This is a genomic window from Cupriavidus sp. KK10 (assembly GCF_018223725.1).
In the GTDB taxonomy this organism is placed as follows: domain Bacteria; phylum Pseudomonadota; class Gammaproteobacteria; order Burkholderiales; family Burkholderiaceae; genus Cupriavidus; species Cupriavidus necator.
This window is the reverse complement of the sequence record NZ_CP073678.1, coordinates 1,026,745-1,044,357: the sequence shown is the minus strand read 5'-3', so window position 1 is coordinate 1,044,357 and position 17,613 is coordinate 1,026,745. Positions and strand designations below refer to the sequence as shown.

16 protein-coding genes and 4 pseudogenes are annotated in these 17,613 nt (G+C 61.0%); 5 read left to right on the top strand and 15 right to left on the bottom strand.

Annotated elements, in window-relative coordinates; all coding sequences use genetic code 11:
- Window positions 1-204: 204 nt before the first annotated feature.
- Window positions 205-1,353, bottom strand: coding sequence for an IS110 family transposase (locus KB879_RS36170; RefSeq protein ID WP_211982650.1), 1,149 nt, complete (start codon window positions 1,351-1,353; stop codon window positions 205-207).
- A gap of 203 nt (window positions 1,354-1,556) precedes the next feature.
- On the opposite strand from KB879_RS36170, the pseudogene KB879_RS40295 reads away from it, so the two are divergent.
- Window positions 1,557-1,664: pseudogene (locus tag KB879_RS40295) on the top strand (IS110 family transposase); the annotation flags it as partial.
- A 409-nt stretch (window positions 1,665-2,073) separates the two neighbouring features.
- On the opposite strand, the pseudogene KB879_RS39865 reads toward KB879_RS40295, so the two are convergent.
- Both KB879_RS39865 and KB879_RS40630 read right to left on the bottom strand, forming a co-directional pair.
- Window positions 2,074-2,349 (bottom strand): annotated as a pseudogene (locus KB879_RS39865) (SDR family oxidoreductase); the annotation flags it as partial.
- Entirely contained in the window at window positions 2,280-2,780 is a 501-nt protein-coding gene (locus KB879_RS40630) for a cupin domain-containing protein (RefSeq protein WP_371827478.1), read from the bottom strand. The gene KB879_RS40630 and the pseudogene KB879_RS39865, both read right to left, overlap by 70 nt.
- An 817-nt stretch (window positions 2,781-3,597) precedes the next feature.
- Between KB879_RS40630 and KB879_RS36155 the strand changes: the two genes are divergently transcribed.
- Window positions 3,598-3,966, top strand: a complete 369-nt coding sequence (locus tag KB879_RS36155; protein WP_211982643.1) for a hypothetical protein — start codon at window positions 3,598-3,600, stop codon at window positions 3,964-3,966.
- Window positions 3,967-4,551: 585 nt separating this feature from the next.
- Here KB879_RS36155 and KB879_RS36150 read toward each other — a convergent pair.
- The 11 genes and pseudogenes from KB879_RS36150 to KB879_RS36100 form a co-directional block, all read right to left on the bottom strand.
- Window positions 4,552-5,733, bottom strand: coding sequence for an IS91 family transposase (locus KB879_RS36150; protein WP_249221541.1), 1,182 nt, complete (start codon window positions 5,731-5,733; stop codon window positions 4,552-4,554).
- Window positions 5,734-5,742: 9 nt separating this feature from the next.
- A pseudogene (locus KB879_RS36145) lies at window positions 5,743-5,907 on the bottom strand (tyrosine-type recombinase/integrase); the annotation flags it as partial.
- Between the two features lie 142 nt (window positions 5,908-6,049).
- Window positions 6,050-7,048, bottom strand: a complete 999-nt coding sequence (locus tag KB879_RS36140) for a site-specific integrase (RefSeq protein ID WP_211982640.1) — start codon at window positions 7,046-7,048, stop codon at window positions 6,050-6,052.
- The gene (locus KB879_RS36135) at window positions 7,045-7,989 is read right to left on the bottom strand and encodes a tyrosine-type recombinase/integrase (protein WP_211982638.1); all 945 of its coding nucleotides are present in this window, start codon (window positions 7,987-7,989) and stop codon (window positions 7,045-7,047) included. Before KB879_RS36135 ends, KB879_RS36140 begins: the two co-directional genes overlap by 4 nt.
- Complete coding sequence (locus KB879_RS36130) at window positions 7,986-9,224, bottom strand: site-specific integrase (protein ID WP_211982635.1); 1,239 nt, start codon at window positions 9,222-9,224, stop codon at window positions 7,986-7,988. Before KB879_RS36130 ends, KB879_RS36135 begins: the two co-directional genes overlap by 4 nt.
- Before the next feature lie 52 nt (window positions 9,225-9,276).
- A pseudogene (locus KB879_RS36125) lies at window positions 9,277-10,073 on the bottom strand (tyrosine-type recombinase/integrase).
- Window positions 10,074-10,420: 347 nt separating this feature from the next.
- On the bottom strand, window positions 10,421-11,359 hold the full coding sequence (locus KB879_RS36120) for an alpha/beta fold hydrolase (RefSeq protein ID WP_211982632.1): 939 nt from the start codon (window positions 11,357-11,359) through the stop codon (window positions 10,421-10,423).
- Window positions 11,360-11,390: 31 nt separating this feature from the next.
- On the bottom strand, window positions 11,391-11,954 hold the full coding sequence (locus KB879_RS36115) for a hypothetical protein (protein WP_211982629.1): 564 nt from the start codon (window positions 11,952-11,954) through the stop codon (window positions 11,391-11,393).
- Window positions 11,955-11,972: 18 nt separating this feature from the next.
- Window positions 11,973-12,470, bottom strand: a complete 498-nt coding sequence (locus KB879_RS36110) for a hypothetical protein (RefSeq protein WP_035825720.1) — start codon at window positions 12,468-12,470, stop codon at window positions 11,973-11,975.
- Between the two features lie 80 nt (window positions 12,471-12,550).
- Window positions 12,551-13,375 (bottom strand): alpha/beta fold hydrolase, encoded by an 825-nt coding sequence (locus KB879_RS36105; RefSeq protein ID WP_035825742.1) that lies wholly within the window; start codon window positions 13,373-13,375, stop codon window positions 12,551-12,553.
- 182 nt (window positions 13,376-13,557) lie between these two features.
- Complete coding sequence (locus tag KB879_RS36100) at window positions 13,558-13,707, bottom strand: hypothetical protein (RefSeq protein WP_211984615.1); 150 nt, start codon at window positions 13,705-13,707, stop codon at window positions 13,558-13,560.
- 130 nt (window positions 13,708-13,837) lie between these two features.
- On the opposite strand from KB879_RS36100, the gene KB879_RS36095 reads away from it, so the two are divergent.
- Together KB879_RS36095 and KB879_RS36090 are read left to right on the top strand one after the other, a co-directional pair.
- The gene (locus KB879_RS36095) at window positions 13,838-14,779 is read left to right on the top strand and encodes an AraC family transcriptional regulator (RefSeq protein WP_211982627.1); all 942 of its coding nucleotides are present in this window, start codon (window positions 13,838-13,840) and stop codon (window positions 14,777-14,779) included.
- 596 nt (window positions 14,780-15,375) lie between these two features.
- Window positions 15,376-15,750: a hypothetical protein gene (locus tag KB879_RS36090; RefSeq protein ID WP_249221382.1), complete on the top strand. Its 375-nt coding sequence runs from the start codon at window positions 15,376-15,378 to the stop codon at window positions 15,748-15,750.
- Between the two features lie 329 nt (window positions 15,751-16,079).
- On the opposite strand, the gene KB879_RS36085 is transcribed toward KB879_RS36090, so the two are convergent.
- Window positions 16,080-17,021: a LysR substrate-binding domain-containing protein gene (locus KB879_RS36085; RefSeq protein ID WP_211982623.1), complete on the bottom strand. Its 942-nt coding sequence runs from the start codon at window positions 17,019-17,021 to the stop codon at window positions 16,080-16,082.
- A 77-nt stretch (window positions 17,022-17,098) separates the two neighbouring features.
- On the opposite strand from KB879_RS36085, the gene KB879_RS36080 reads away from it, so the two are divergent.
- The gene (locus KB879_RS36080; protein WP_211984497.1) at window positions 17,099-17,500 is read left to right on the top strand and encodes a nuclear transport factor 2 family protein; all 402 of its coding nucleotides are present in this window, start codon (window positions 17,099-17,101) and stop codon (window positions 17,498-17,500) included.
- Window positions 17,501-17,613 lie beyond the last annotated feature (113 nt).

The following is a 17,613-nucleotide window of genomic DNA, read 5'->3' as shown; positions in this document are numbered from 1 at the left end:
TATTGGCCCGGACTATCTTCTATCCGTGCCGGCGCAGGGCCGGGCACCACATACCACATGCGCAAAGCGCTGGGACTTCCCCTGTTACCTGCGCGGCCCATCTAGAAGAACGGCTACCCGCGGAGGTAGCCCGGCTCTGTTACGGGCACGCTGACCTGCTATCGTTACCGCGTCGCTCTCCACGCTTAGATCGGCATCACGTCACTACTGGTTTGAACACGTCACTACTGGTTTGAGGCTTGCCCCGGGGGGAATCTCGCCGTACTCGAGATAGCGCCACAGGGCAATTGCCAATCGGCGGGCAAGTGCGACAATGCCGACGCGCCGCATGCGCCTGCTACCTGGCGCGAAGCGCTCATTGAACCATTGCGTGAGCTGACTCGTTGGCTGGTAGCGTAGCCAGCTCCAGGCCAGTTCGATCATCAGCCAGCGGGATCGTTTGTTGCCCGCCTTGCTGATGCCTTGCTCGACCTGACTTTCGCCACTGCTGTAGGGCGTCGGTGCCAGTCCCAGGCAACCTGCGACTTCGCGCCGGTTGTGAAAGCGCCGCCAGCCAAACAGTTCCTTGATCAAGAGCCAAGCACTGCCCGCGCCGATCCCGCTGAGCCGCGCGAGCAGTGCGATGGCTGGTTGCGTGCCGGCTTGCAGCGCCTCGCGCTGCTGGGTTTCGATCGTCTTGATCTGCATTACCACCAGCGCCAGTCGCGTGACTTCACGCTCGATCTCGGCACGCACGCCGGGACGGGGTTGCGAGCCATAATCGTTCCACGAGCGCTTCCAGGATCGGTCCCCAATGTGGGCGACCCGCAGGTTGTGCAATACCAAGAGCGAGCGAATCCGGTTGCTGTGAGCCGTGCGTTCGAGCCTGAGTCGCCGGAGCTCTCGGTGCAAACGCCGCTCATCTTCCTGCTCTGGTGTTGGCACCCGCGCGACTGCCCACACGCGCCGCTCGCCGGCGTGGTAACGCATCGACATCGAGAGCAGCTTGTCGCCGTCGAGCCGATCGGTCTTGGCGCGTCGCGCGCGGCGGTCGACTTCAATACTGGACGAGTCGACCACCAGGTTTTGGATACCTTGCTCGATGAGCCATCGGTGCAGCCAAAAGCCATCGCGGCCGGCTTCATAGCAACTGCGCACCGGGGCTTGCGGCGCCAGGCCGCAGCGTGCTTTGGCCTTGGCGATCACTCGCAAGACCCCATCATTGTCACCAGCCGCCAGCGTATGTCGGCTCGGGCCACGCACGCCGTCGCCTAGCGACAGCTTCCATCCCTTCCCGCCCAGTTCGAAGGCCATGTACAGCCAGCCGGTGATCGTCGTATTCTGCCTTTGAAGGGCTGTGTCAGGCGTGTTCATTTACGTGCTCCTTTGGAGAAACGAGACTGCGAATCCTCGTTTTACTCCAGGGGGCTTACCTGTCCAGCCCTTCCATAGACAGTATGACTTCCGTGAGGCAGAGGCTGGCCTGCCGCGAGGAATCAAACGCGGGTTAGCATTGCTGCCAGAGCCGCACGGTGCGGACAGGGCCGCACCCGGCGATCTCCGGCACGGAGGCCAGCATGGACCACGATAGCACGCTTTATGTAGGGCTCGACGTTCACAAGGAATCGATCACGGTCGCCTATGCGCTCGGCGAGGGCGAGGTTGAACTGCTCGGCAAGATCGGTTTTCACTGTTTTCGTGTTTAGCCTAGCCCAGACGCCCTACCCCGAATTCCGCGAAGACGTCGCGGTTCGCCCGCACATGCTTGCTGATATCGCCATTGCAATAAGGTGGGGAATATCACGACAGCCCGGGGCCTGCGCCCGACGACCGGCACCGCCCTACCCCATCCAGGCTCACGGGACCCCGAAGGACCACAGGCAGCTCTCGGCCATGAAGAGCCGTCCGCTAGTGTCGTGGACCTGACATTCAGGTGTCGGCTCCGTTCAGCAACAAGTTGCTCGGGTCGTTCGTGGCCGATGCGACGGGCGTCGGCGGCCTGCGAACGGCCGGAAACGTCCGCCCCACGGCGCAGGGATAGATTGCTGCCGCCGCAGCCGGCATTATCGCTTCTGACTGGTAGCTGACATTTCCGATAATCTCGCCCACGTCAACATCGGCCGGTTGCTCGATTGCAAACGCCATCGCCCGGGCAATGGCGTCCGGCGGCATGGCGAATTTATCCATCGAGGCGGAGATTTGCGCCTTGGCTTCCGAGTTGGTCACCGATTCTGCAAAGTTCGTCCGCGTGAAGCCGGGTAAAATGACCGTTACACGCAGTTTGTCTCCCGCCTCTTGCCTTAGCCCCTCCGAGATCGCGCGCACCGCACTCTTGGTCGCGGCGTAGACCGCCATGTTCGGCGCGATGCGAAGAGCTGGGCAAGGGCGGTCCCGATCTTTGGATCGGCCAGCGCGCCAAGCCAACCCGGCGTATGCGCTCCCGACGCCAAATATTCGCGCAGGACTTGCACAAGTACCATGTTCGCGAGGCTCGCTGCGGCAACCGACGCGCCCGGGCGGGGCGTCTCCGTTTCAAGTCGCAGCAGATCGAGCACGGCCCGCAGCGCCGGAGCCGTTCCAGAAGCAGCCGGAATATGGATAAGCGGCGGCAAGGACTTCAGGAAGAGTTCGCTGGTATCGGCGTCGAAGACGAAGCGGCCTCCGGCTGCACTGACCTTCTCCCCGCTGCGGCCATAACGCACGATCCCGTCTGCGCAAAGGCTCGTGGCAAGCACTTCACGGCCATCGACAGGAGTAAGTGAAGGGTCGCTTCCGGTGAAATACGCCCGCCCTTGAGTCAACAGATAGAAATCGCCCGCCCTCAACTCGACCGGCGGGGCGCCATCTTCCGCGTTCAAACGGATCGTTGGACAAAGTCCGGGGCGCTACCGGCAATCGCAATCCGCGGCATGCAGCAGGAAATAATAAGCCGCGTCCTGATTGCATTATCGTTCGACCGGCTCGCATGGTCGCTTTCCGAAATCGCGAATATCCCATGAAGGTCAAGATTCCGCGTTGCCACAGACAAAAAGCGCAGATTCGGTCCCGGTAACAGAGAAATGGCCGGTATGGCCCTGGGCAGACGTCCAGGATGGACAGGGTAACAGGCCGCTGAGGCCGATGGAACTCGCTAGTTATCGCATATGACGAGTGACCGCTGTACTTCGGAAGCTGACTTGGGAACTCGCGAATTCGAATGACGCCTTGGGGTCGATAGCACGCATTCGATTTTTCCCAGACCGGTCACTCAAACGTGCCAAACCGTGGGGTGGTTCGAATGACGGGAAAGGCACCGAACTCGCGCCAATCGCCGACCGTGCTCGATTGGCCGTAGGTTGACCGATGAAAAACTTTGCAGAAGGCCGTCGACCCGACTGACGTGATCGGTGAGCGACTGCCCCTTGTCTCGGCGGAGTTGACGACGAATCACGCTGTCGATTCACGGGCCAACGGCTGGACATGGCCCGGTGGGCATTGGACAATCGGTGGAAACTAAGGGCAGGAGGATCGACCGAGATCGTGCTCGTGCCTGGCCTCCTCCTCGTCCGGCAGGGAACGTCGCGGCGCGATCATTGTGCTTTGTGGCTGCGGAAATCATAGAATCCTAGACCGAATAACATGGATGCCGTCGCGTTTATCTCGACTGAGAATGGGGACGACTTGATAGTGTCCTTTGCCGTCATCGAGCCAGCGGATCCGACTGAGATCAACAGTCTCATCCTTATGCGCACGCCGAAATACGAACACCTTCTGGGAGAATGGGAGCGGGGAGTGAGCGTTTCCTTTGACCGATACGTGGAAGAAGACGACGAGGAATTGCTTGAGGAAGTCCACCTTGACAGAAAATCGGCCGTAGTGCGCTTGATTACCAGCCTGCGGAGCTATGAGTTGGATCTTCGAAAGGTCGACGAGCGAGAGGTCAAGGCCATGCGAAAGGTGCTGACCCAGATGAATTACGATCGTCGGATCAGACTATCTGGCGTTTGATGAAATTGGAGATGTTTTGCATTTAGACGGAACATAGATGCAGTAAATCTGTCGCCGTTGCAACACTCACTGAATTTTTCAACTTACGGCCCCGCAGCTAACCGACTACCGCAGAGCCTTGCTGGACAAGGGTAGGAAGTATGCGAGATAAATGTGCCACTCGCTGGCGCCGAGTCGAGCCGCGCTACGCTAAACATGCCGCTGCCGCGGACCCGCCACCGGCAGAGGCCGTTTAGGGTTGTTCGATGCCTGCCGTCACCCGCAGGAACGTGAGTGTGCCGCCGCGCGCTGCTGGCAGGCGTCGAACAAGCCTCGATGGAGGAAACCGCGGAGTGCTCCGAAGCGGTTGGAGTGTTGGAGGCTATGGGGATTGATAGCCCGCGATGCCCAACAGGGTTGGAGGTTGCGCGGTTAAACGGGTTGCTGGGTAGAGGCTGGTGCGGTGATGAGGCGGTCCGGTTGCGCAATCGCGAGGATGAAGCGGACGTGCGAGGGGCTGCGCGAAGCGGCAAGCGCAAACGTCCGCTCGTAGGCCGCGTTGCCGCAAAGCCGGCGGTGGAGTTGCGCGTCCAGAAAGCGTGGTGCTCATATCTGGCCTCGCCGCTTGGGTGGTGCGCGAATGGGCGCAGTGCGTTCCAGGATCTCGATGACGAGCATCGGCGCACCGCAGTGCCGGCAGACGAAGACCGCACGGATAGCAAGCCCGGGATCGTCGGGCGGGGTCTCGGCCTCAGGCATGACGTCTAGCAGTTCACGGGCCTTCGCGAGATTGGCGCGGCGTACCGGGTTGGCGAGCAGGCCGTAGTGACGGATGCGATGGAAGCCGGCAGGCAGCACATGGAGCAGGAAGCGACGTATGAACTCGCCGGCTTCGAGCGTCATGATCTTCTGGCGGGTCCGTCCCTTTGCGCGGTAGTCCTTCCAGCGGAAGGTGACACCGCGCTCATCGAAGGCGACCAGGCGCTGGTTGGAGATCGCCACCCGGTGCGTGTAGCGTGAGAGGTATTCGAGTACGGTGTCTGGTCCAGCAAAGGGACGCTTGGCGTAGACGACCCACTCGCAGGAGCGCAGCGGCGCAAGCCACCGTGCAAAGGTCGCCGCATTGGCAAGCTCCGTGTATTCGCCGAAGAACTGCAACTGGCAACGCTGGTGAGCGGCTTCGAGCGCTTCGAGGAAGCGGCGCCGGAACAGACGCGACAGGACGCGCACAGGCAGGAAGAAGCCGGTCCGGCATGCGATCCACCGCTCACCATCGGGCGACAGGCCCCCGCCTGGGATGATGCCGTGCACGTGCGGATGATGCGTAAGCGCCGAGCCCCAGGTGTGCAGCACGAGCGTGGCGCCAATCCGGGCACCCAAGTGCCTTGGATCCGCGGCGATGGTACGGAGTGTTTCGGCGGCGATGTCGAACAGCAGCCCGTAGATCACCGTCTTGTTGTACCAGGCGATTGCGCCGACTGGTGCAGGCAGCGTGAACACAACGTGGTAGTACTCGACTGGCAGCAGGTCGGCCTGGCGTGCCGCGAGCCAACGGTGGGCGGCACTGGTCTGGCACTTCGTGCAATGGCGGTTGCGGCAGGAGTTGAAGGCGACCTCGATACGCTCGCAACCTGAGCAGCGCAGCACATGCCCGCCCAGCGCCGCCGTGCGGCACTGTTCGATGGCCGACATGACCTTCAACTGCCCCAGGCTCAGGTGTGTCGTGGCTCGCCACGCTGGCCCGTGGCTCCGGAAGATGTCCGCAACCTCCAGGATGAGGTGCTTCAGCGCGTGGGCTTACTCGGGAGGCAGTCGGTCCAGCGGGCTGGTGACTTCGTGCAGCAGGTCGGTGGCCACCTGCACGTAGAGCGCGGTGTTCTCGAGCTTCGCATGGCCGAGCAGCACCTGGATCGCGCGGATGTCCACCTTCTGTTCGAGCAGGTGGGACGCAAAACTATGCCGCTTATCTACCCAGCGATATAAGCGACACTATCTACCCTTCCCGATTATGTCGGGTGACACGATCGAGCTCCGACGATCGGCTGCTGATTACGGGTCGTAAAGCAGATGAACTGAAGCGATCACCCGACATAATTTGGAGGGTCTAAAGACTGTTCAGGAAGTCGAGTAGCTCGTCTGTCGGCTTGAAGCGTCCTGGCTTGCCGCGTCGCGGAGTTGCCTTCTCAAGGGCCTGTTCCTTTATCGCAAGGGTCGCTTCGACATAGATCTCCGTGGTTTCCACCGATTCATGCCCGAGCCACAACGCGATGACCGAGCGGCGAACGCCTGATTGAAGAAGGTCCATGGCCATGGTGTGTCTTAAACAGTGGACAGTGACCCGCTTCTGCTTCAATGACGGACAAACTTCACACGCGGTCTTGCGGTGCTTGTTTAGCAGGTATTGCACACCGTGGACGCTGAGGCGTTCACCCCGCTCGCTGGGAAACAGGACCGTGCCATCGCCGCGTTGTGGTTCTCGCAACCACGCTTTCAGTACGGCGCGTGTGGATCTGGCGATAGGTGTACAGCACTCTTTTCGACCTTTCCCGATCACGCGCACGTGAGCGCCGGCGCCAAGGATCAGGTCCTCACGATTGAGCCCGGTCATCTCGGACAGGCGAAGGCCGGTCTGTACTGCAACCAACAGAAAGGCGTGATCGCGCCGGCCAGACCACGTGCCTTGATCAGGCGCGGCAAGCAAGGCGTCGACTTCTGGAGGCGTCAGGAAGTGGATCAGCGTACGGGTAAAGCGCTTGCAGGGGATGGAAAGCACCCGTTGGATCTGTGCGGAATGGGCCGGTGCTTCGTAAGCGGCGTAGCGAAAGAAGGAATGTATCGCCGCGAGGCGCAGATTTCGGGTGCGAACGCTAACGCCCTGGTTCTTCTCAAGCTCGTCCAGGAACGCGACGATCAGAGGAGCATCGATGTCTTCGAAGTTCAGTCGCGACGGTGGCTTATGCAGGCGCTGCTGCACGAACTTAAGAAATTGACGAAAGGTATCGCGATAGGAACTGATCGTGTGTGGACTCGCATGGCGCTGCTGCATCAGGCGCTGCGTGAAGAAACGCTCCAGTAACGGAGCAACGGTGGTGGCATTATTCATGACCGGTTCTCCCAGAGTTGTTCGAGCCGGCGCATCGCCTCGCGCATCAATTCAGGCGAGCCGTTCAGATACCACTGCGTATCCTCGACGTGAGCATGGCCGAGGTAGGCTGACAGGATTGGCAGACAGCGCTCCGGGTCATCTCCGGACTTGTACCAGCGAACAAGTGTGTTCGTCGCGAAAACGTGCCTCATGTCGTGCAGACGCGGCCCGCGACTGTCGGATGCCCCGCGCAAGCCAATCTGTCGCGACAACGAATAGAAAGTGCGATGAATCGCGCCGGCATCCATCCTGTTACCGCGGCTGGAAACAAAGAGATAGGAAGATACCGGTCGACCCGCCCAGTGATGCTTCCGCCGCGTGATGTAGTCTGCGAGCACCTTGCATGTCGAGGCATCCAAAGGAATAAGTCTGGTCTTTCCGAGCTTCGCGCCGCGGATCGTCAATATCGCCTCCGTCAGATCCACGTCCTGAAGTTCGAGATTGCGCGCTTCACCCAAGCGCATACCCGTCACGCTCAACAGCCCGAACAGGCAATGATAGGTCCATGGCAGCAGTGCACCCCGTTCATAGTGGTATGGCATCTGCAGCGCCGCCTGTAGCAGACACCGGATCTCGTCGGCCGAATATAGGTACGGTCGAGCCCGCTTCGGTTGAAATGACAATAAACCCGGTGCTGGTATCTCCGTGCGGGGATCGGTAGCAATGCGATATCGCGTGAACCCGCGCAACCAGCGCAGTCGTTGCGCCCATCGGTCGGGCTGAACATTTGCGGGTTGCCGGGCCCAAGCGAGCGCCAACGCCTGCGTAACGTAAGACGCACGATGCTGTTCCATGAACGCGACGAAATCTGGTAGCGCCGTGCTCTCCTCCCTCAATTTGAATCCCAGGCTGTGCCTCAGGTCGAGGTAATCCTGAACAGCCTGCCGAAGCGTGTTCATCGCGCGCCTCCGGGCCAGGGCAACGCGAGTGCGCGTAATGCCTTGATGTCGACCCGCGTGTAGATCATCGTGGTCTGTGGGTGACGATGACCCAACACCTCGCTAATCTCGCTGAGCGAAGCTCCATGGTTCAGCATCTGGGTAGCCAGTCCGTGGCGGAACTGATGGGCACCCGTTGTCGGCGCGTCGATGCCGGCACGCTGCAGTGCACGCCGAACGACGGAGCCGAGGCTACTTGGCCCACGCAAGCCGGTGATGTGCGCGCGTGCACGTAAAAATACGCGGCGACTGGCGCTCTTCGGCCGACCGTGTTGCAAGTAGGCGGCGAGGGCTTTGCCGACGTCCGCAGGTAAGGGTAGCTCGATGCGTTGTCCACCCTTGGTGCGTACGCTCAGTTGACCTGCGTCCCAGTCGATATCATCGAGCTCGAGGAAGACCACTTCACTGGACCGCAACCCCAGTCGCGCGAGCACCAGCAGGATCGCGTAGTCGCGACGACCGACTGCAGTCCGTCGATCGACGCTAGCCAGCAACTTCCGTGTCTGGTCTGCTGAGATTCCCCGGGGAATTGACGGCATCGACCAGTTGGCAACCACGGGAACGGCGGCAGCGAGGTCCAGCGTAATGTCGCCGCGATAGCGCACATAGCGCAGAAAAGATCGCAGGACAGTGGTCATAAGCTTCGCCTCTTTTAAATGCAGTCGTGGCGCCTGGACCTGCACAAAGCGCACGACATCGGCCGCATTTAGTTTCGATAGTGTGATCTTCCCGTCCCCGAAACGATGTTTGAGAAACTCGCGGACAAACGGCACGTAGTGAATGATCGTGACTCTGGCGAGAGCTCGAATATCCCGCAAATACTCCTCGTACTCCTGTACACAGCGCTCAGCTTCTGAAATCCGAATTGTTGCCATCTGCTCAGGCGGAATCACGCCTTCCTCACGAAGAAAGTCAATAAGATTTCTGAGCGCTGCTCGATCGTCGCTGCGAGGCCGGAAATGCCGGGCGCAATAGCGTAAATATCGTGTTGCGTGATCGGAGCAGATGTCCTGTACGCCAACACCTCTCTGTTTAAGCCATCGACTGAAATATGCGGCGATTCGGACCGACCGCTTCAGGGACCATACGTTGTAGCCCTGCACGCTGATGGCGTTGGCAAAGGATGTTAAATGGGCTGCGAGTGGACCTTCAGGTTCTCGCAAGAGAACGACCTGATCATGGATGATGAACTTCATGATGGACTCCTTCCCCGACGGGGGAGCGGGTGGAAGGAGTTCGAGATTATCTCTATTCGGCATCGTCCATTTGCCCGGAAAAACGGGCCATCACGCGGCTACAAGACATAATCCGGAAGGGTAGATAATGCCGCAGCGTGTGCATGGACACGCGCTTGTCGATGTGCGCAGCTTCGGCGGCGGCGTGGATGGCGCGGTTCAGTTGCCGCGTGCTGAGCGCGTCGACGGGATCGAGCCCGGGAAACAGCCACCCGCCATCCAGCATCTTGCCTTGGGCCCGGGCCACGCGCCACCAGACGCGCAGGCGCTCGAGCAGCACTGGGGAAAGCATGGCGTAGCGGTCGCGGCGGCCCTTGCCCTGCTCGATGCGCAGCGTCATGCGCTGGCTGTCGATGTCAGTCACCTTCAGCGCCACCACTTCGCTGGCGCGCAGACCGGCGCCGTAGGCGACCGACAGCGCGGTTTGGTGCTTGAGGTTGCCGGCCGCCTCGATTAGGCGCCGCACTTCATCGGGGCTAAGCACGACGGGTAATGTGCGTGGCGTGGCACGCGCACCGGGTGCATCCTGACCATCAGTTCAGGCTGGTCAAGCGTGACCTCGAAAAAGAACTTCAGGCCGGTGATCGCGTGGTTCAGTGACACAGGCGATGTGCCGTGATCGACGAGATGCAGTTGGTAGCGCCGCAGGTCCTCGGCAGTGGCGGTGTCAGGTGAACGCCCGAGAAACCGGGAAAACTCGCGCACGATGTGCAGGTAGGTGTCCTGTGTCTTCGGCGAGAGCTGGCGCATGCGCATGTCGTCGATCATGCGCTGACGCAGTGGACTGGCGTTTGCCGGTAAGGAGGTCATGATTTGGCTCCTGTTGAAGAACGAGGCGGATTGCCTCATTCGCCAACATAGAACCGTGTGACCGGCCTCTCCCTAACCACCACCGTATGGCCGTAGCCCCTACCGCGCGAGCGGTTTAGTCCTTCGGCCATCTACGGACACTGGCACGCAGATTAGTGCGGACGCCTGAGAGGCAGCTCTGCACCAGATAACGGACAGTACCTGCGCTGATCATGGCGGTCGTATCGGACGATCCTGCCGTACGCTTTGCTGTGTTGACGCCCGCTGAAGGAGGGGCACCCATGCTCGCGAATGCACCTAACCGGATGGCAAGGTGTTGCACTTCAGATTTGAGGGCGCCCGGCAATCTAGTTTGAGGAAAGCTTTGTCACTGTCCTAACGAGAAAATCGTGAATGTAGTCGGAAATAAGTTCGGGGTGTTGGTGCTGTGGTGCATGCCCCGCTTCGGAGAAGAAGATGAACTGTGCTTGTCGCATATTCCCGATCAAAGGAAACCAATTCTGCCCAGCGGTGCTCGTATCGTGGTCTCCTGCGATTACCAGGATCGGCACATTCACCTGCCCCATGCGATCGCGCCGGTGCTCCTCATCCTTATGGAAGCCCTCTGCCGCCGTGAAGTACGGTGCCAACTCGTCGGGCCTGGAGGGTATCTTGGAGGTAACGTCAGCCCTAGCGTAGATGCGTTCGTGAGATGCCTTGGCCTCGGCACGGCTTGCCTGGGAGGCGGGCTCGAAAAACAAAACCTCCTCATCCGCCAGACCGTTCACAGGCTTGAATGCACGATCGAGAAACACCTGCTGCAGTGAGATATCGTTGTGTCCGGGTGGGTTGGTTCCGATGAGGATCGCGTGAGTAACGCGTTGCGCGTGGTCCAGAAGATAGGTCTGAGCCACAAGTCCTCCCCACGACCAGCCGAGGATGACGAAACGATCGGCCTCGATTGCGTTGGCGAACTCATCGATGAACTTCGACGCCGATGCCATGGAGTCGGGAAGTTTGCCAGTCGAGTAACCGATGCCGGGATAGTCGACGGTGACGACGGTGTACCGCGACGCTAGTCCGTCAAGAAACAACGGATCCCATGTATCGAGCGTCCCGCGTAAGCGGTTGGCGAGAATGATCGTCGGCCCCTGCCCTATCTTGCGGTAGGCAATCCTGTCGCCCTCGACCGTCACGTAGCACGTCGGGGCGGTACCCGCGGAGACCGCGGCATCGACGGCAGCCGCGTGGCCCGCAGTGGGCAGAACGCCGAAGGTTGGCATGCATCGGGCGAAAAAACGCTTCATGACTGTATCTCCTGGAAAGTTGGTGGCTATCTCACCACCGGATCATTGGGAGTGGCTTGAGGGGGTGCAGGACAGCGTGCCGGCATGTCAGCCGAAGAAGGCAGCGGTGGAATCCGGCGTTGGGAAACCGCGCGAATACATCGGCCAGAAATCCTTTCGGAATCGACGCGGTGATGAATCCGCCGGTCACGTCTACCCAGTCGGCCTGCCGGAACACTTCGACCAACTCGCCTTCGGTGCCGCGATAGGGTCGGATCTTGTGATGCTGGCAGATCATGGCGTCCACCAATTCGCCCATGCTCCGGTAATCGGCATCGTCCAGGTAGTCCCTTGCGAGCTGCCGGGACGGCTGCAGGTAATCAAAGGTCCGGCCGGTCCATATCCCCAGGTCGTGAAAGGCGGCAGCGATGCTGATGACAGGCTCTCCGGCCACCGCGGATGGCGCTAGCGGGCTGCAAAAATTGGCGACCCGATACGCGTGGTTGCGATAGGCGATGAAGTCGGCGCCGAGTTGCGCCCTATGCTGTTCAAGAATGCCGTCGAGCAGCGGCAGTTGGGCAAATAGCCGCGGCTGTCCTTGTTTTGGCTGGCTCATGGCAAGGGCAACAGAGATTCAGGGGCTGACCGTCAGTCGGTGGGAGCGGCGGATACGCATCGCCTGGACCGTCGCGCCAGTCAGGTAGACGAGGAAGCCGATGCCAACCATAGCCTTCAGTGTCGGATCTTCCGGACCGCTGAAGGCCGGATTGCCGATCGGGATGCGCGTGCCGGTCTCCGTCAATCCTGGGATCAGATGGAAGAACAGCGTAAGCGAGTAGCCCAGTACGGCAAGGTAGCGTGCTACGCCCGCTTCCCTATGTCGCTCGCAGGCACTGGCAATGGCGAGCACTGCCAACGTCAAGATTGCCAGTGCATGGGGCGGCCCGAATCCGCCATGGCGGAAAATAAAGAGCCCGGTGAATGCCGTAGCTGCCGTCAGCCATATATAGAGCCGGCCGGATCGCGTCCTCATCTCGATTTCGCCGTGCTTAAACAACGCCACCAGACCACACGCCACTGCCACCAGGGCAATCGAGGTGTGGAGTATTCCGAGCGGACTGAGGTTGAGCATGATGGCACTCCGGGTTCGCTTGCTTAGACGCCGTGGAGGATCCGTATCGGCAGCACGTCTGCGCGAGCGGGGGGGAATAATCAGGAGCGAACGAAAGCCAACAGGTCCGCGTTAATTGTCTCGGCATGCGTGGTAGGCATGCCATGTGGGAATCCCTTGTATGTCTTCAGGATGCCATTGCGCAACAGCTTTGCCGAAAGGGGTGCGGAGTCAGCATAGGGCACAATCTGGTCGTCGTCGCCATGCATTACCAACGTCGGCACAGTGATCTTTTTCAGGTCCTCCGTGAAATCGGTCTGTGAAAAGGCGACGATGCCGTCGTAGTGCGCCTTGGCGCCGCCCTGCATGCCCTGCCGCCACCAGTTCGCGATGACGCCTTCGTCCGCCTTGACGCCCGGTCGATTGAAACCGTAGAAGGGACCGGCTGGAATGTCACGGTAGAACTGTGCTCGGTTGTTTGCGACCTGCGCCTGGAAGCCGTCGAAGACGTCCTTCGGCAATCCACCCGGATTGGCCTCAGTCTTGACCATCAATGGTGGCACCGCGGCGATCAGCACGGCTTTCGCAACGCGACTTTCCCCGTGTCGAGCCAGATAGCGGACGACTTCGCCACCGCCGGTGGAGTGGCCGACATGGATGGCGTTCTTCAGGTCTAGATGGGACGTCACCGTTGCCAGATCGTCGGCATAGTGGCTCATGTCGTGACCGCTGGCAGTCTGGGTCGACCTGCCGTGGCCACGCCGGTCATGGGCGATCACCCGGAATCCGTGGTTCAGGAAGAACATCATCTGCGCGTCCCAGTCGTCCGCGCTCAGCGGCCATCCGTGGGAGAAAACAATGGGCTGGCCACTCCCCCAGTCTTTGTAAAATATGTCGACGCCGTCCTTCGTTCTGACCGTATGCATGGCATTGTCTCCTTGTTGGTTGCCCCTGCTCGCCGGGGCGGTCGCGTTGGTGGCGGCGTCCGCCGCGCGAGACATCGTGAACAATGCCGCCACTGACGCGACGGCCTTCAGGACGCCACGGCGCGTCGCTGTCATCACCGACCCGTTTTCATCGTTCATTTTGCGCTTCCCCTTGCGTCCGATCAGTACGGTCCCCTATAGACCTGGTCGGCTACCGGCTTTGCCCGGCCGTTGAGCTTGCCGCCCTCACTGAGGAAATCGTTGTAGGGATCCACAAGCAGCAATCCTGTGGAAGCCGCGGGATACGTCCCTGGTTGGCTGGATTCCGTCATGGTCTCCCCTTCGCATCCATTTGCTGGTAATTATTTCTTGAAACCTTGGTCCCCGGCTACGTAAAATCGGCAAATGTCGCCTGGACTTGCATGGCAACCCGCCGTGAAGGGCCGCCCAAGGAGCAATCCATTGACGAAGCTGGTCTGCCCCGAGTTCGACGAATTCGAGGCGGCGCTTTACGGCGTCCAGGGAAGGTATGTCTTGCGGTCCCGGCCGCAGCGAGACTGGCAGCTCAAGGTGATCGACCTCAATGGCGTGGCGATCATGATGGGCCGGGAGGGCGCCTCCACGGCCTATTCGGGTATCGGCATGCCCGACTACTTCAATGTCTTCGTGCCGTTGAGTGCACAACAATGCACCATTGTCGATGGCCGTGCCTTCGACGAGCGCACGGTCGGCTGGATGGCGCCCGACCAGATGTTCCACATCGTTGCGGAGCGGGCGGCAAGCTGGCTGACGGTGGCGATATCGGCGCCATTGGTCCTGCACTGGGTCCACACGCACGTCGACGAGTTCGACGCCACGCTGCTCGCCAACAATCTGGTCTGCACCGGTCGAAACGGCGTGCCGCAACTGCTGGCAACGATTCGGCGCATCTTGCGCGTCGAGCGCGACGACCCAGACCAATTGCGCCATCCGGCCGCCACGCTCACGGCTCGCGCCGAGCTGATCAACCTCGTGTTTCGCGCCGTGCTGACGGTCGGCGATGGCGCGACCCATCTCCGGCTCAACCCTCGTCATCGGCAGATCCTGAGCAGGGCGCTGGGCTACCTCAATCGCGTGGGGGAAACGACGGTCCTTGTGGACGACCTCTGCGCGGCTGCCGATGCATCCGAACGCACGGTTCGCAACGTGTTCCATCGATACCTGGGCATGGGACCGCATCGCTACCTAGCGCTGTACCGCATGCATGCTATTCGCGCAGCCCTATGCAATGCGATGCCGGGCGATACGGTATCCGCGATCTGCGGACGATTTGGTGTCTGGGACTTTGGCCGGTTCGCGGCGCTCTATCGCGCCTACTTTGGGGTTCTCCCATCGCAGACGCTTCGACGGCGCCGGCGTGGATGAGGGGGAGAATTTGGATAGGTTGGGGCACCAGCGGACGGGCGACTGCAATGCGAGATAGCACGCGCAAACGTCTCCGATACGCCGTGGTATGTGGCGAACCTGACATAGAGCGGACCGTGGGCCTGGACAACGGCGATGCCTTTATCATGCTCTGGATTGGCTATGCGGAGCAGCCGTCGACAAGCGATCGCCCGCGTCGGTCGATCAACTGCCAAAGCGACAGTGGAAGCGGAAGACTGTTGGACTCGGATAGCTGCCACCGAGTTGTGGAGGAGTCGAACGGCTCAGAAGGGTCGGGAACAGCCGACCGGCGCTGGCTCTCGCAACACGCGTGCTGGGCGAGGCCCGCCCTCGCTACCCGGTGCGCGAGGGATGCACCTGCATGGGCTCGGCAACCGGGCCCATGAGGACCCAGCGATGCATTCCGAGTGGCCAGCGCTTGACATCTCGGCCGGCGCGAACTTTGCTTGCGATAGGAAGCGGCTCTCCAGTTATCGCCCATGCCCTTGCAGACGCCCCCTTCGCCCTCCGCCCGTACCTGGGCCCTCCACTGCACGCTCTTTCGCGGGCAGACTCCGCCGCGCGCATGCCTGTACGTGCTCGCGGACCTGCGCCGAGGCGTCGCGCTGTCGGCCATACTGGCCGAACAGCCGCTGGGTGGTGCCTTGGCCGCATGGCTGGAGGCGGCCGCGATCGGCAGGCCCCCGCCACGGGCGCTGCAGTCGGCCGAGCTGCCCTCGGAGCAAGACCGGCGGGCTCTTTGCGCATGGATTGCAGCCTACGACGTTGTTCTAGAGCCGCAGACTCTGGGTGGGCGTTTCTGGAAGCCTGTAGATCAACTCTTGCAGTCGGCGTGGGAGAGCCTTGGTTTGGCGCCCGGCGCAGTCGGCGAGATGCCGACCTGGTCCGGCGCGCAGCAGGGGCTGGACCGCTGGTTTCGCGAACATTGCCAGCACATCAGCGGGGTGTGACACCGCGTGCGGGGGCGTCTGCGATATTGGCTACCCGGTGGTGGGAACGGCGGTAGCCGCTGCAGGTCCTGAGCACCCGGCGGGGGCCCCATCCGCTGGAAGCAGCAGTGGTGAAAGAGATGTTCAAGGAAGCGCGGGTGCGCAACATGTGGGCAGAGACCGGCCATCTTCAGCCGTTTGCTTGCACTCTCGGGCGGACAGTCGAATGTCGGGGCTACACTCAACGATCAGCCTCTCGCCTGTCAATTCGGCTTGTCTATCGTCGGCAGTTGAAATCATGTTTCGCATTGAGACATCACAGTACAAGACTGCTTTTCACATGCCAGCGATTAGTCTTCTCGTGCAAGCCGCAATAGGATGTCAGCAAGGGCCCGAATCTTGGGCTGCGCTGCGCGTTGGGGCGGATAGACGAGGAAGTAGGACAGGCCGTTTTGCGCCACGTCGTCAAACGGCGTCACCAGTGTCCCCGCCCGCAGCCGGTCCCGCGCCATGCGCGGGTCGCCGATGGCGACGCCGTGGCCTTCCATAGCAGCCGCGAGCGTCAGTTCGAGCGTATCGAAGACGAGTCCGAGGCTCGCGTCAACCTGCCGTGCGCCAACCTGCTGAAGCCAGCATCGCCACTCCTCATGGCTGTGTCCGGGATGGAGTAACGTAGCGCGAGAAAGGTCGGCGACCGACTTCAGCGATGCGGCCAGATCGGCGGTGCACATCGGCGTGAGCGTCTCCGCAAACAACGGCAGGGATTCCAGACCGCTCCACTGCCCTGTGCCGCGAACGACGATCGCATCGACATCGGGCGTGGTGAACTCCGGCGTGTCGTTCGCCGATGTCGAGATGCGCAGCTCCACCCCGCCCAGCGCACGATTGATGTCCGGCAGCCGTGGGAGCAACCAGCGAATCGCGAACGTGGACGGTAACCGCAAGGTAACGACCGTTGTCGTTCCAGCCTGGATGTCTGCGTGCTGGACCAGTAGCGTGAGCGCGCTCACCGCCACCGTAAATAATGCGCTTCCTTCCACGGTCAGTGTCAGCCCTGACGCATGGCGCAAAAAGAGCGCGCATCGATAATGCGCTTCCAGTTGCTGAATCTGACGACTCACGGCGCCCTGGGTGCGGCACAGGTGGTCCGCAGCCTTGCTGACACTACCAAGCTGCGCAGCGGCGACGAACGACTGAAACGCTGCCAGCGCAGGCAGGGGACGCGTGAGATCACCCAGCGGGTATGCATGCACCGCATACCCGGCTTGCGAATTTTTCGATTGTTCAGTCATCGGTGGATCGCTATCGTGCCTGTACGGGTACCTGTTCGTTCGAGCAGGCCGGGCAGTCAATGAATGATTGGAGGACAATGGTGGGCATTCCGCTGGAAGCACTATACACGCGGCAGATTCGCTCCTATCTGCAGGAACTGGAGCGCGGCGATGTCGATGCAATCTGCGCGTTGTTCACGCCGGACGCGCAGATCTTCTCGCCATTTCTAGGCTGGATGCAGCCGGGACCCTTCTTTGCGAAGGTCCAGGCAGCGTCGGGAGAAAGCCGAATCACACTCATCGACATCTGCGTCAGCACGATGGGGGCTCGACGTGCGACGGGTTATTTCGTCTACGACTGGGGGCTGAGAGATGGTTCGGCCGCGCGCTTCGACTGTGTGGACGTGTTCGACTTCGACGACAACGGACGCATCGAACGGATGATCATCATCTACGATACCCATCCGATCCGCAGTACGGTCGGCGACAAATATGCTTAGCCGTACTCACCCACGTCGAACGGCACACCGCAACGGCTGGCATCTCTGCGGGTGAGCCCGAGTGACGGGACGACCGTTTGACCTCGAAACCTGCCGTTGACACCACCCGTCAA